Below are 15,167 nucleotides of genomic sequence, written 5' to 3'. Positions count from 1 at the left end.
TTATTTTACGGAAGATAGAAGAGGTGATATAAATGTCCATCATAGTTAACTTAGATGTTATGTTAGCAAAAAGAAAAATGAGCATGAATGAATTATCAGAAAAAGTTGGAATTACACTTGCAAATTTATCTATATTAAAGAATAACAAAGGGAAGGCCATTAGGTTTTCAACTTTAGATGCAATATGCGAAGTCTTAGAATGCCAACCAGGAGATTTATTTGAATATGTGAAGAAAGATTAAAAGAAATTTATTAATTAGGTTTATGTTCTAAGTTTTATCTTATAAGTAAATAAAACAATTAATATAGAAGGGGTAAATTATATGAAAGAACAAGATGGAAAATCAATTATTGGTGTAGCCATTGGAACTATTCTATTTATGGAACTTTTGACTCTAGGAGGATGGGGAATAGCGGTACCTATTGCTGTAATTATTTATTATATTTTAATACTATGGCAAAGTAAAATATTAATGATTAAGCAAAATATTACAACGAATATACTTTTAATACCTATAGCTATGACAGCTTTATGTTTTGTATTTTTTGATAATACATTACTCAAATCACTTAATATATTATTTTTATATGGACTAATTGTCTTAAATACAAGTCAACAATTTGGAATTAATCGTTTTGAGTTCTTATCATTTAGATGGTTTTTAGAACTAGTTCCTATAGGAATATTAATGCCACTAGAAAATATGGGTCAACCCATTAATGTTGTAAAAAAAGAAATGAAAGAAAGATCTAAGGATTCTAATAATGTAATTTTTAAAGTTTTAATAGGTCTCTTAATTGGATTGCCTATAGTTTTTATAGCTACAATACTTTTAATGAATACTGATGTAGCATTTGAAAGTATAATAACATTGATATTTGAAAAATTTGATTTTGATTTAATGTGGATATTGCAAAGAATAATTTTTTCTATAATTATATTCTTTCCATTGTATGGCTTTTTCTATGGGTTAAGGAATAAAAAAGACAAGACAAATGAGCAAAAAGAAAAAAACAAAATACAAATATTTGATTTTATCATAGTTATTACTGTTACTAGCTTCCTTTGTGTTGTCTATATGATGTATTGTTTATCACAACTCACTTATTTTATATCAGCATTTAAAGGAATACTGCCAGCAGATTATACTTTTGCAGCATATGCTAGAAAAGGATTTTTTGAATGTATTCCTTTAGGAAGTATAAATTTACTTATAATTATGGTATTAACCTTATTTACTAAAACAGAAAACAGTAAGAAAAAAGGTAATTTGATCAAGGGGTATACTTCTTATCTTGTAGCATTTACTTTATTCTTAGTAATTTCAGCATTTTCAAAAATGTGGCTTTATATTAGTGCATATGGAATTACAATTATGCGTGTTTACGTGTCTTGGTTTTTAATTGTTGGGTGTATAACTTTATTATTCATTGGCATAAAAACATATTATAGCAAGTTTAAACTTACTAAGAATATATTTATGGTTTTTACAATTATGTTTTTAGGGCTAAACTATGCAAATATTGATTATAGAATAGCAGAATATGATGCTCAGCTTTATAAAACAGAAAATGTGAACACGATAAGTGCATTTGATGAGTTAAGTAATTCAGCATTAGAACCTCTTATAAAAATATCAGACATAGATAAAGATAATACTAAACTCATAATAAAGAAATATGAAAATAGAGTATATGGAAAAACAAAGTGGCAAGATTGGAATGTTACAAATTATAAGGCAAGAGAAATACTTGAAAATAGATAATAAAAAAATATATATTAAAGAATACTTATTATAAAAATTACCCTATAGAGTAGACTAATAAAAAATCTACGATATAGGGTATATTTTATAATGTAACTGTTTGATTATGTTTTGAATTTCCTGCATAATTAAATAATGGTGATGTTAACTCAAATTCAAAAGATTCTCGATTTACTCTTCCAACAACTTCGTTGCTATCATATAATTGAAGTAAAAATCCAGCCATTTGTTCACTAGTATGATAACTACCAAAGGACTTATCATAATCATAGCCTTCTATATCATTAGCTGTATTTCCAAAATTCGTTTTTGTAGCAGCAGGTGCTAATACTTTTGCTTGTAATTTAGCATTAGATTCCTGCAATTCTCTTGCCAATCCCTCAGTAAATGTGCTTACAAAAAATTTGCTTGCGCAATAAGTAACAGCATTTGGCACAATAGTATAGCCACCAGCAGATGAAATATTTATAAGATTTGAGCCCTCAATATTTTGATAATCATGTACAAACAGTGAAGATAAAATTACTAACGCTTCTACATTTAATCTAAGCATAATTTCTATCTTTTCTAAATTTTGATTAGCTACTCTCTCATAATTACCAAATCCCGCATTATTTATCCATGTTTCAATCTCATATGTCTTTAGTTGTTGATACAACTCATAAACATTTGACATAATAGATAAATCAACATCTTTAACTACGACATCTAATGATGGATTATCATTTAAAATCTCCATTTTTAATTTTTCTAGATTTTCTGTATTACGGGCAACAATAACTAAATTTTTACCTCGTTTTGCAAATGCCTTTGCAGTTTCATATCCTATACCAGAACTTGCACCTGTAATAACTGTGTATTTATCGTTTCCTTTCATTTGAACCACTCCTTCATTTATGCTATATTTGAAGTATATAATCTAGAGTTAACTCTATGTCAAGCACGAAATAATGTACATTAAAAAAATAATAAATTAGTATACAAGTATAGTACTATTTTTCATGTGGTTAAATATTAAAAGGAGGATTACAAGATGAATTATTCAATCGGAGAATTTTCAAATCTTACTAATATAAGCATATATACATTACGCTACTATGAAAAAGAAAATTTGATTATTCCAGATCGTAAAGAAAATGGTAATCGTTGTTATAGTGAAAATGATGTAATTTGGATAGAATTTATAAAACGATTAAAAGATACTAAAATGCCTATAAAGGAAATTCAGGAATATGCATCATTACGTGCTGATGGTGATTCTACTATGAATGAAAGAATGGAAATGCTCATAAAACATAGAATTGAACTCAAAGAAGAAATTGCAAAATCCAATGAACATCTTAAAAAATTAAATGATAAAATTAATTATTATAAGACGGAGATAGATAAACAAAGGTAATTTGAACTCATTTCTGTATAGTAAATATTTAGATAATTAGAAAATTAAATTTCTATATATAGATATTTCCTATTATTACTAAAGCATATAAAAAAGAATGTAGGAGATTTGTTTTTATACAAAGCTCACTACATTCTCATATATTTTAAAAAATTATCTAAATATCTTATTAAGAATTAAAGATTATGGATTTGTAGTAGGTTTTAACTAAACAATGCTACAAATACTAATGTCAAAGTACTTACAAGTTTTATAAGTACATGAAGTGATGGACCAGCAGTATCCTTAAATGGATCACCAACAGTATCACCAACTACACTAGCTTTGTGTGCTTCAGAATTTTTACCACCATGAGATCCTAGCTCTATAAGTTTTTTAGCATTATCCCATGCACCACCACTATTATTTAGGAAAAGTGCCATGATAACACCAGTAATAGTAGTTATCATTAGAAAACCAGCGGCAGCTTCTTTTCCTAGAACTACACCAACTATTAGAGGTACAAAAAGTACTAATACTCCTGGGAGTATCATTTCTTTTAATGCTCCTTTTGTAACTATATCAACACATGTAGCATAATCAGGTTTTGCTGTTCCTTCCATTATTCCAGGGATTTCTTTGAATTGTCTTCTAACTTCCAATATTACATATTGAGCGGCACGACTAACAGCACTCATTGCAGTAGAGCTAAATAAAAATACAAGCATAGCACCTATAAAACCAGCAATAAATACTTCAGGTTTTCCTATATCAACTGAATACCAAGAATTTAAAGGTACACCGAGTATCTTTTTAACTTCATCTAAGTAAGCAGAGAATAGCAAGAAGGTAGCAAGAGCTGCTGAACCTACTGCATAACCTTTTGTTAATGCTTTTGTAGTATTACCACAAGCATCTAATCTATCAGTTATTATTCTGACTTCTTCAGGAGCATCAGACATTTCTATAATTCCACCAGCATTATCAGTTATTGGTCCAAAGGTATCCATAGCAAGAATGTATGTGCAAGTTGAAAGCATTCCCATAGTAGCTATGGCAGTACCATATAGACCAGCACTTGCAATTCCAGGTAAAGCTAAAGCTGCTAATTTATACGAAATAAATATGCACAAGGATATAAATATTACTGGTAATGCAGTAGATTGCATACCTACAGATAAACCAGTTATTATGTTAGTTCCAGCGCCAGTTTTGCAAGCGTCAGCGATATCTTTTACAGGTTTATGATTTATTGAAGTATAATAATCAGTAATAACTACAAAGATATAACTTAGAAGTATTCCTGCAAGGGCACAACCGTATAAATAAATATAATTTACTTGGGTGCCATTTTCAAGAGTACCACTTAACATGTTCTTAATTACAAAGAATAGAAGTACTGCATTGATTAAGGATGTTATAACAAAACCACCCTTTAAGGCTTTCATAGGGTCATCATTGTCATTTTTGACTTTAACAAGAAATATTCCTACTATTGAGGCCAAGATACCAAAAGCACGCGCTACAAGTGGAAATAATATTCCCTTGAATCCAAAAATAGGATAAAGAGCAACGCCTAGAATCATAGCACCAACATTTTCAGCAGCTGTAGATTCAAAAAGATCAGCACCACGACCTGCACAGTCCCCAACATTGTCACCAACAAGGTCTGCAATAACAGCAGGGTTTCTAGGATCATCTTCTGGAATACCAGCTTCAACCTTACCAACAAGGTCAGCACCAACATCAGCAGCTTTAGTATATATACCTCCTCCAAGTTGTGCAAAAAGTGCAACAAAAGAAGCACCAAAACCAAAACCAACTATAAGAGAAGGGGCTTCTTTAATAAGTGTATCATCACCTGAAATTCCTCCATATATAAGGAAAAGAGACGCAACGCCTAAAAGGGAGAGCGCAGTAACAGCTAGTCCAGTAACAGCACCACCTTTAAGTGCTATTTGAAGAGCATTATTCAATCCTTTTTTAGCACCAGCAGCAGCTCTTACGTTTGAATGAACTGCCATATACATTCCTATATAACCAGATAAAGCAGAACAAAATGCACCTGCTATGAAAGCGATACCAGTTCTGAACGATATTGATAAAGCTATATTAGAACCTTTCGAAGAATTACCTATATAATTACATAATATAATTAAAAATAAAGTTAGAATAGATAAAATAGATATTGTTTTGTACTGTCTCTTTATAAACGCCATAGCACCTTCTTTAATATAAGCTGATATTTCTTGCATTTTATCGGTACCAGTGTCTTGAGAAAAAGTGTATTTAACTAGATAAATAATTACAATGAGCGAAATAAGTATAACACCATAGATAAGAATAAAATATGACATCATTTCCAACATCCCCTTTATTTTGAAAATATAATATTGCTATAATTATATTATACATCAAAATATTCAGAAAATTACAAATAGTTATAAATTTTTCTTAGAATAACAGAGTATATATTTTAAAAAAAGTAATATAAAAAAATCAAGTTATTTCAAAAGGGCTAATATTGAAACAACACGACTTTACTTAAGGCACAATCAAAAAATAACAAGTCCATTTGCCAGCCTATTTTTCATCATGCTGTGTCGGCAAATTGACCTAATAGACCTGCTATGAGGGCAATTTGTCTCCTTGTCTGATGAAAAATATTCATGGCAACTTTGGACTTGTTATTTATTTTCATGTGCCTAATAGAACTATAATATAAAAAAGTATGTCTTAAACACTAGAATTTGGGATCTATTTCATCTCTTTGAATTCTTTTTAAATCTTTTAATCTTAAATGAGTTTTTTCCATTATAGCATCAAAGGTTTCACCATCAATTATCATTTTTTTAGCCATATCATGTACTGAATTATTTTCTTCATCATTCATAAATTATAACCTCCTATAAACTTTTTTATATACATCTAGTTTGTCATTATGAAAAAGAATATATTCACATAAATATTTTTATTTAATTTTACATTAATTTTACACAAAAAATATAAGAATTTAACTTAATAAAGTTAAGATTATAGATAATATTAAACTAGAGATTATTTATTAAGAGCCTATATAGGATATTTAAGATTAAATTTTATGAAGCAGAGTAAAAATATATATAGGGAAGGATGCGTAGTATAGGAAGTGGAGTTTTTAAAGGATAATTCACATAGACAAAATCATGAATATGAAGAGTTTTTTAAAGTAATGAGGACTGCTAATATAAAATCTGTTTTTCAACCAATTATTTCTCTTACTGATGGTACTGTACTTGGATATGAAGCATTAAGTAGAGGACCACAAAATTCTTATATGCAAAATCCAGAGATACTTTTAAAGGTAGCCGAAGAATGTGGTGCGTCATGGGAACTTGAAGAGTTATTTCGATCTAAAGCATTAGAGAGTATTTGTAATAGCAAATTGAATGTGAAAATATTTCTAAATATTAATCCAGCAATTTTTGATAGCTTAAAATTTAAAAATTTATTTACGAAGGAATACTTAAAAAAATATAACCTAAAATGTGAAAATATAATCTTTGAAATAACAGAAAGAGATGTAATTAAAAATATGAATAGTTTTAAAGAAACTATTGAATATTGTAAGAACCAAAATTACCAGATAGCAATTGATGATGCAGGTTCCGGAAATTCAGGACTTAATAGGATATGTTATATTAAACCACATTATATAAAGTTAGATATGGAACTTATTAGAGGCATTGATAAATGTTCAACTAAACAAGCGATAGTTAAGAGCATGTATGAGTTTTCAAAATTAACAGATTGTAATCTAATTGCAGAAGGTATAGAAACAGAAGATGAACTTAAGGCACTTGTAGATATTGGAGTCCAATTTGGACAAGGATATTTTATTCAAAGACCAGAAGAATGTATAATTCCAATTAAAGATGAGGTTATTGATATAATAAAAAAATTAAATGTAAAAGAAAATGATCAATATGGATACAATATAGCTAATGTATATATTAGTAGTATATCTAAGAAGATGGAATCATTAGAATCAGAGCTATTAGTATCTGAGATAGATTCCAGATTCAAAAAGGATCAAGGTTTATTAGGAATTTGTGTAGTAGATGATGGTGATGTAAAAGGAGTTGTTACAAGGAATTCTTTTTATAGTAAATTAGGTTGGCAGTATGGATATAGTTTGTATTCAAGTAAGGCCATATCGAATATAATGAATACAAGTTTTTTAAGTGTTGATTATAAAATGCCAATTGATATGGTAATAAAGCTTGCAATGGCAAGAACAAATGATACGTTGTATGATTTTGTAACAGTAACAAAAGATTCTAAATATTATGGGATAGTAACAATAAAAGATTTAATTGAGAAAACAATTGAAATAGAAGTAGATAATGCTAGACATTCAAATCCACTGACAGGTCTCCCGGGCAATGTGATAATTGAACAAAACCTTGAAAAGTGTATTTCGTCAAAGGCAGAATATTGTGTATTGTATTTTGATATTGATAATTTTAAACCATATAATGATGTATATGGTTTTGAAAATGGAGATAAAATAATAAAATTTTTAGCAAAAGCAATAAATTCTAATATTTCATGTGACGACTTTATTGGACATATTGGTGGTGATGACTTTATTGCAATAGTATGTTCTTGGGACTCAGATAAAATATGTCAAAAAATAATAAATGATTTTGATTCACTAGCACTTGAATGCTATGAGGAAAAAGATTTGAAAAATGAATATATAACAGCTCAAAATAGACATGGCATAGTAGAAAAATTTCCTTTGGTTTCTGTATCTATTGCTGGAGTAACTAACAAGAAAAGAGAATTTGCTAGTATTTATGCTTTGGCTAAAGAATCAAGTAAGCTAAAGAAGAAATGTAAACAAAATGGTGGGAGTTGCTATCTGATAATTTAATATCTATATAAAAGGCTTAAATATACTTAAAGTGCGGTGAGCAAATGATTTTATTTCAATCATTTGCTCACCGCACTTTAAGTATGTGTATTGTAACTATTTAATTCATGTTTAAATGGTAAGTTTCAAATTATTCTCCAAGATAAGCACTTCTAATACTATCATCATTAAGAAGTTCTTTTGCATCTCCAGACTTTACTATTTTACCAGTTTCAAGAACATAAGCTCTATCTGCAATTGCAAGTGCCATATTAGCATTTTGTTCAACTAAAAGTATAGTTGTACCAGTTTTATTAATTTCAACAATTGTATTGAATATATCCTTAACAACAAGTGGTGCAAGCCCCATTGAAGGTTCATCTAGTATAAGCATTTCTGGTCTATTCATTAATGCTCTACCGATTGCAAGCATTTGTTGCTCACCACCAGAAAGGGTACCTGCTTGTTGTTTTACTCGTTCCTTTAATCTTGGAAATTTAGAAAAGACCATTTCCAGATCCTGTTTGATTCCAGCTTTATCATTTCTTAAATAAGCACCTAATTCTAGATTTTCTAGAACACTTAATTGTGGAAAAACTCTTCTTCCCTCCGGTACATGAGAAAGACCTAAAGAAACTATCTTATTAGCAGGAACTTTATTTAACTCAGAATTTTTAAAAGTAACAGTACCTGATTTTATTGGTTCTAAACCCGATATGGCTCTAAGTGTAGAAGTTTTACCAGCACCGTTAGCTCCTATTAAAGTTACTATTTCACCTTGTTTTACCTCAAGAGAAATATCTTTTAATGCATGAATTACACCATAGTATAAGTTAATATTATCTATTTTTAGCATGTTCTTATGCCTCCTCTCCAAGATAAGCTTCAATTACCTTAGGATTGTTCTTAATTTCATCTGGAGTGCCTTCAGCAATTTTTTTTCCATAGTCAAGAACTGCTATTTTATTGCAAATCCCCATAACAAGTTTCATATCATGTTCTATTAAAAGTATTGATAAATTGTATTTATCTTTAATCCAATTTATTAAATCCATAAGTTCTGTTGTCTCTTGAGGATTCATTCCAGCTGCAGGTTCATCTAATAATAATAAAGAAGGCTCAGCGGCAAGTGCTCTTACTATTTCAAGTTTTCTTTGTTCTCCATAAGGAAGATTATTAGCTAATTCATCTTTCTTTGTATCTAGAGAAAAAACTTTTAATAATTCAATGCTCTTTTTTGTGATTTCAGCTTCCGCTTTTTTAAATTTAGGAGTTCTAAATATAGAATCAAAAAGAGAATATTGTATTCTGTAATTAAAACTAACTTTAACATTATCAAGAACAGTAAGGCTAGAAAATAGACGAATATTTTGAAAGGTTCTAGCTATTTTCTTTTTTGTAATATTATAAGGCTTAAGACCTTGAATTTTCTCTCCAAGATAAGAGATAGTACCTTGAGTTGGAGTATAAACACCGGTCAACATATTAAATACCGTGGTTTTACCAGCTCCATTAGGTCCTATAAGCCCAACAATCTCTTTTTCATTTATAGTAAGATTAAAATCCGAAACTGCTTTTAATCCACCAAATTCAATTGATAAATTTTGAACGTCTAACATTTACTTAAGCCTCCTCTCCATTCTTTGATTTCGTAGAAGTTTTATCTGGTAATAACTTTTTAAATATGTTAAGTGAAACTTCCTTATCTCCGAGTAGTCCTTGAGGTCTAAATATCATAAGGATTATTAATGCTAATGGATAGATTAACATTCTAAATTCTCCAAGTCCTCTTAAGAGTTCTGGTAAGAAAGTTAATACTATAGTAGCAATGATTGAACCGGATAATGAACCCATACCACCAAATACAACAAAAGTTAAATAATCTATTGATTTGTTAAAATCAAATGATGCTGGTTGTATATAACCCATGTAGTGAGCATAAAGTCCACCCGCAAGTCCAGCAAAAAAGGCTGCAATAATAAATGCTATCATTTTATATTTAAATGCATTTATACCCATTGATTCAGCTGCTATTTCATTCTCACGAACAGAAAGCATTGCTCTACCTTGGGATGAATGAATTATATTGTAAATAACAATAACGGTAACCACCATAAATAAAAACGCTAATGTAAAATTAGTTTCTCTTGGAATGCCTGTAAATCCACGAGCACCACCAACTAAATCAATATTCATAATAATTATTCTAATAATTTCACAAAAGGCTAAAGTTGTTATTGCAAAATAGTCTCCTGTAAGTTTTAAAGTAGGATATCCTATTAAAGCTGCAAATACACATGCAATTATTGCAGCAATAAATATTGAAACAATAAAGGGCATACCAGCTTTTTGTGTTAATACAGCTGATACATAAGCACCAATTGACATAAATCCTGCATGACCTAAACATAATTGTCCTGTAAATCCAACTATTAAGTTTAGGGAAACAGCTAAGATAATATTTATTAGAGCTAAAGTAATAATTCCTTTATAATATGAATTTATAACATTCATACTCATTAGTCCCATTAAAATTAAGTATGTAATTAATATTAACAATGTAAAACAAACTATCTTTTTACTAAAAAACTTCTTCATATCAACACCTACACTTTCACATTGGTCTTTTTACCTAATAGACCAGAAGGCTTAATTAAAAGTATTATAATTAAAACTGCAAATACGATTGCATCTGAGAAATTTGTTGATATATAAGCCTTAGAAAAGGTTTCAAGTAATCCAATAGCAATTCCTCCTAAAAGGGCTCCAGGTATACTTCCAATTCCTCCAAGTACTGCTGCAACAAAGGCTTTAAGTCCAGGCATAACTCCCATGTAAGGAGTTATACTAGGGTAAGATATTGCAACTAAAACTCCTGCTATACCAGCTAAGGCAGAACCTATAGCGAATGTAAAAGAAATAGTGTTGTCAACATTTATACCCATAAGAGAAGCAGCTTCCATATCTTGCGAAGAAGCTCTCATTGCTTTTCCAATCTTAGTTTTGTAAACAATAAATTGAAGAAGAACAACAAGAAGTGCAGATATTGCAAACATAAGTATTGTTTTCCATTCAATTTGAATAGGTCCTATATTGATTGACCCAGCATTGATTAAATCAGGAAATGGCTTAGGGTTAGATCCAACTAAGATTCTCATAAGATTTTGTAAAAATAAAGAAACTCCAATTGCTGTAATAAGCAATGTTATTCTTGGAGAATTTCGGAGTGGCTTATAAGCAATCTTCTCTATGATTATTCCTGCTAAAGCTGAAACTACCATTGCCACTAATAGTGTTGGTATTAAAGGTAGTCCAAGGGTTGAAGCAGAATAGAAGCCTGCAAAGGCTCCTATCATATATATTTCACCATGGGCAAAATTTATTAGTTGAATAATTCCATATACCATTGTGTAACCTAATGCTAGGAGGGCATATACGCTACCTAAAGCTAAACCATTAATAAGTTGTTGTAAAAATTCCATAGTATATTCCTCCGTTTAAAATATTAAGGATTAACCTTACCGGCTAAAACCTTTTTGTTACCATCAACTTTAATGATAGCTGCACTCTTTATAGCACTTCTGTCACTATTAAATTTGATATTACCAGTAACACTAGTCATTTCCATTCCAGCTAAAGCATCTTTAATAGCAGCACCATCTGTTTTGCCAGCCTTTTCAATTGCCTTTACTAGAATTTTAGAAGTATCATATGAAAGAGCTGCAAAGGCATCAGGTTCTTTGTTATATTCTTTCTTATAAGAGTCAACAAATGATTTTACAGCAGTATCTTCATCAGCAGAGTAGTAGTGATTAATGTATAATGCACCATTTACAGCATCTTGACCAATTTTAGTCAATTCTTCTGATTCCCAACCATCTCCACCAAGCAATTGTGATTGTATATCCATTCCTCTAGCTTGTTTAGCAATAAGACCAACAACGTTGTAATAATCAGGTAATACTAATACATCCGGACTATCACTTTTAATTTTTGTTAATTGAGCTTTAAAATCAGTTTCCTTCTCACTACTATAAGTAAGGAATTGAGTTATTGTTCCACCAGCAGCTTCAAATTTTGCTTTAAAGCTATCAGCGATTCCTTTTGAATAATCTGAACCAGAATTATATAAAACAGCAGCTGTTTTAGATTTTAATGTTTCACTAGAATATTTTGCAAGAACTTCTCCTTGGAATGAATCAACGAAACAACCTCTAAACATATATTCCCCACCAACTTTGGTTATTGTTGGTTCTGTTCCAGTTGGTGTAATCATTGGTATTTGTCTTTCAGTTGCATTTTTAGCAACTGCAAGTGTTGCACCTGATGTAACAGGTCCTAAGATTGCACATACTTTTTCATTATCAACTAACTTATTAAAAGCTTGCAGTGATGAATTTGGTTCAGCTTGATCATCTTCAAAAATAAATTGTATTTTCTTGCCATTAATGCCCCCACTGGCATTAACTTCTTTTTCTAATAATTGGGCTCCTTCTTTTACAGATATACCATAAGTAGAAGCTGCTCCAGATAATGGTCCAATTGCTCCAATTTTAATTGTGTCCCCTGTAGCACCACTTGTACTTGATCCTGTATTTCCCCCACAACCAACAAGTAGTGTCATAGCCATTACAGAAGCTAAAACTCCTGAAAGTAAAGTCTTTTTCATAATTATCCTCCTCATTTTCAATAAACAATAATATTAATATGCTAATTTATTGAAGAATATATTAACATATTAACATATTACGAATATTTATATTAGAGATATAATATCATATCAGATAAGGAACTACAAGAATGATATTTAATATTTCATGGTAAATATAATAAAAAAAAGTATGAAAACATTATCATTTATATAAGGAACCTAAAAATAGCAGTATAATTAAAAAATATGTAGCTTAGTACTAATTTATGTTAAATTAGTATAGATTATTCGTAAAGGATTAGGATATGTTTTGTTGGTGCAATGGTGCATAGACAGTGATATGAAATAGTGGTATTAATAATAGATAGAATTAACATAAGGTTTTAATAATAAATTCAAACATATTAGGCACAATCAAAAAAATAACAAGTCTATTTGCCAGCCTATTTTCCATCATACTGCGTCGGCAAATTGAGCTAATAAACGCGCTATGAGGGCAATTCGTCTCCTTGCCTGATGAAAAATATTCATGGCAACTTTGACTTGTTATTTATTTTCATGTGCCTTAAAGAATGATGAGGTTGAAGTGAAGTGAATAGAGAATTATTAAATTTGAAAAATATAAATAATATTAATGGAAGATATTTTTATTCTATTAATTACCCTGTATTTGAAGAAGACTTATGTAAGATGGAAATGAATTATCTTTTTGATAAAATTCCAAGTGAAAAGTATTTATTTTCGGATTATTATGTAGAACCATCAAGAAGTCCTTTTATAAAAGATATGATTTCAATAATATATGAAGAAGATTCATTAGAACAAATAGTACAGAACATTGTAGAAGATAAGTTATCTTATGATGACTTTAAGGTGTGTTATATAAAACTTGAAAATGGAGATGTAAATTATGAGGAAAGACTTAGAAGCGTAAGAGAAATAGGATTTGTTATAATTGGTCAGTCTGAAATGCATAATCCTAAAGTCATGCTTGGAGTAACTAAGGTTAATGGTAGATGGATATTTGGAGAATATGAAAGAAATAATTATGAGTGGCATATTCATGATAAGAAGCCTTATTCATATTCAAACTCATTGAGTCTAAGAGTATCTAGAGCATTAGTTAACATAGCAGTTAAAAATAATTTGGGTTGTAAATTAATAGATCCATGTTGTGGAGTAGGAACTGTTGTTATTGATGCTCTTTCAATGGGGATTGATGTGAAGGGATATGAAATTAACAAAAGCATCGCAGAAAATGCACAAAAAAATTTAGAGTTCTTTGGATATAAAAATGTAATAACTAGTGGTGATATGCATAATATAGAAGAAAAATATGATGTGGCTATCATAGATTTACCGTATGGTGTATTTACACCAACAACTCTTGAAGAACAAACAGCTCTTATGAAAACCGCACGTAGAATTACAAAAAGATTGGTTATAGTTACCTTTGAAGATATGGATAAACATATCATAGAAGCAGGATTTGATATTCTTAATAAATGTTATGTTTGCAAGGGCAAGTTTAAGAGATATATAAATATTTGTGAGTAGAAAACAAAAGAACATATTTTATAATAAATAATCTACATTAATAAGTCTACATTAATAAAACTATAATTAAGTATAATCTGATTATAAAATAAATGATAAAACATTAATATGTATGGGTACATTTGCATTGTATCCATACATATTTTATTATATAAGTAAATAAAAAAGGGGGTTTTGCAATGGAAAGAAAATCAGTAAATAAAAATCTTGCGCAAATGTTAAAGGGCGGAGTAATCATGGATGTTGTCAATAAAGAAGAGGCTATCATTGCAGAGAAAGCGGGGGCTTGTGCAGTAATGGCGCTTGAAAGAGTACCTTCTGATATAAGAAAAGAAGGTGGAGTAGCCAGAATGTCAGATCCTAAAATGATAAAGGAAATTCAAGAGGCTGTATCAATTCCTGTTATGGCTAAAGTTAGAATAGGACATTTTGTAGAGGCTCAGATTTTAGAAGCACTAAACATTGATTTTATAGATGAAAGTGAAGTTCTTACACCGGCTGATGATGAATATCATATAAATAAAGAGGATTTTAAAGTTCCATTTGTTTGTGGTGCAACTAATATTGGGGAAGCACTAAGAAGAATTGGAGAAGGTGCATCAATGATAAGGACCAAAGGTGAAGCGGGTACTGGTGATGTAGTTCAAGCGGTTAAGCATATGAGGACTATGACAGATCAAATAAAACAAATACAAAGTGCATCAAAAGAGGAATTAATGACTTTAGCTAAAAACTTCAATGCACCATATGATTTAGTTAAATATGTTTGGGAAAATGGTAAATTACCTGTAGTTAACTTTGCAGCAGGTGGCATTGCAACTCCAGCAGATGCAGCTCTTATGATGCAATTAGGCTGTGATGGAGTATTTGTAGGATCCGGAATATTTAAATCTGATAATCCAGAAAAGAGAGCAAGAG

At 29.9% G+C, this 15,167-nt stretch carries 14 protein-coding genes (1 of these 14 only partly in view); 6 read left to right on the top strand and 8 right to left on the bottom strand.

All coding sequences use genetic code 11. The features are described 5' to 3' along the window. The first annotated feature begins 32 nt into the window (after positions 1-32). Together psyc5s11_RS27155 and psyc5s11_RS27150 are read left to right on the top strand one after the other, a co-directional pair. Entirely contained in the window at positions 33-242 is a 210-nt protein-coding gene (locus psyc5s11_RS27155) for a helix-turn-helix domain-containing protein (RefSeq protein WP_224035545.1), read from the top strand. An 81-nt stretch (positions 243-323) separates the two neighbouring features. Further along, positions 324-1,766: a DUF4153 domain-containing protein gene (locus psyc5s11_RS27150; RefSeq protein WP_224035544.1), complete on the top strand. Its 1,443-nt coding sequence runs from the start codon at positions 324-326 to the stop codon at positions 1,764-1,766. A gap of 85 nt (positions 1,767-1,851) precedes the next feature. On the opposite strand, the gene psyc5s11_RS27145 is transcribed toward psyc5s11_RS27150, so the two are convergent. Beyond that, entirely contained in the window at positions 1,852-2,643 is a 792-nt protein-coding gene (locus tag psyc5s11_RS27145; RefSeq protein ID WP_224035543.1) for an SDR family NAD(P)-dependent oxidoreductase, read from the bottom strand. A 156-nt stretch (positions 2,644-2,799) separates the two neighbouring features. On the opposite strand from psyc5s11_RS27145, the gene psyc5s11_RS27140 reads away from it, so the two are divergent. Next, positions 2,800-3,165, top strand: coding sequence for a MerR family transcriptional regulator (locus psyc5s11_RS27140; protein WP_224035542.1), 366 nt, complete (start codon positions 2,800-2,802; stop codon positions 3,163-3,165). 203 nt (positions 3,166-3,368) lie between these two features. On the opposite strand, the gene psyc5s11_RS27135 is transcribed toward psyc5s11_RS27140, so the two are convergent. Next, complete coding sequence (locus psyc5s11_RS27135) at positions 3,369-5,504, bottom strand: sodium-translocating pyrophosphatase (protein ID WP_224035541.1); 2,136 nt, start codon at positions 5,502-5,504, stop codon at positions 3,369-3,371. A gap of 383 nt (positions 5,505-5,887) precedes the next feature. Next, complete coding sequence (locus tag psyc5s11_RS27130; protein ID WP_224035540.1) at positions 5,888-6,037, bottom strand: hypothetical protein; 150 nt, start codon at positions 6,035-6,037, stop codon at positions 5,888-5,890. A 255-nt stretch (positions 6,038-6,292) separates the two neighbouring features. Here psyc5s11_RS27130 and psyc5s11_RS27125 point away from each other — a divergent pair, with 255 nt between their 5' ends. Beyond that, on the top strand, positions 6,293-8,062 hold the full coding sequence (locus psyc5s11_RS27125) for a GGDEF domain-containing protein (RefSeq protein WP_224035539.1): 1,770 nt from the start codon (positions 6,293-6,295) through the stop codon (positions 8,060-8,062). A gap of 130 nt (positions 8,063-8,192) precedes the next feature. Here the strand turns inward: psyc5s11_RS27125 and psyc5s11_RS27120 are convergent, their stop codons facing one another. Genes psyc5s11_RS27120 through psyc5s11_RS27100 form a run of 5 tightly spaced genes read right to left on the bottom strand, consistent with a single transcriptional unit; the run spans position 8,193 to position 12,710 of the window. Beyond that, the gene (locus psyc5s11_RS27120; RefSeq protein ID WP_224035538.1) at positions 8,193-8,897 is read right to left on the bottom strand and encodes an ABC transporter ATP-binding protein; all 705 of its coding nucleotides are present in this window, start codon (positions 8,895-8,897) and stop codon (positions 8,193-8,195) included. A gap of 4 nt (positions 8,898-8,901) precedes the next feature. Next, complete coding sequence (locus psyc5s11_RS27115; RefSeq protein ID WP_224035537.1) at positions 8,902-9,660, bottom strand: ABC transporter ATP-binding protein; 759 nt, start codon at positions 9,658-9,660, stop codon at positions 8,902-8,904. Positions 9,661-9,664: 4 nt separating this feature from the next. After that, positions 9,665-10,639, bottom strand: a complete 975-nt coding sequence (locus tag psyc5s11_RS27110) for a branched-chain amino acid ABC transporter permease (protein ID WP_224035536.1) — start codon at positions 10,637-10,639, stop codon at positions 9,665-9,667. A gap of 8 nt (positions 10,640-10,647) precedes the next feature. Beyond that, positions 10,648-11,523, bottom strand: a complete 876-nt coding sequence (locus psyc5s11_RS27105; RefSeq protein WP_224035535.1) for a branched-chain amino acid ABC transporter permease — start codon at positions 11,521-11,523, stop codon at positions 10,648-10,650. A gap of 23 nt (positions 11,524-11,546) precedes the next feature. Further along, positions 11,547-12,710, bottom strand: coding sequence for an ABC transporter substrate-binding protein (locus psyc5s11_RS27100; protein ID WP_224035534.1), 1,164 nt, complete (start codon positions 12,708-12,710; stop codon positions 11,547-11,549). Positions 12,711-13,283: 573 nt separating this feature from the next. Here psyc5s11_RS27100 and psyc5s11_RS27095 point away from each other — a divergent pair. Continuing rightward, positions 13,284-14,249: a TRM11 family SAM-dependent methyltransferase gene (locus psyc5s11_RS27095; RefSeq protein WP_224035533.1), complete on the top strand. Its 966-nt coding sequence runs from the start codon at positions 13,284-13,286 to the stop codon at positions 14,247-14,249. Positions 14,250-14,428: 179 nt separating this feature from the next. Continuing rightward, positions 14,429-15,167, top strand: partial view of a pyridoxal 5'-phosphate synthase lyase subunit PdxS gene (gene pdxS / locus psyc5s11_RS27090; protein WP_224035532.1) — the 5' portion only. Its footprint extends 131 nt past the window's final position; the window shows 739 of its 870 coding nt (coding positions 1-739); its start codon is at positions 14,429-14,431; the stop codon falls past the right edge of the window.

Origin of the sequence: Clostridium gelidum (assembly GCF_019977655.1) — a bacterium.
Taxonomy (GTDB): Bacteria; Bacillota; Clostridia; order Clostridiales; family Clostridiaceae; genus Clostridium; species Clostridium gelidum.
This window is presented reverse-complemented; position numbering and strand designations above follow the sequence as displayed.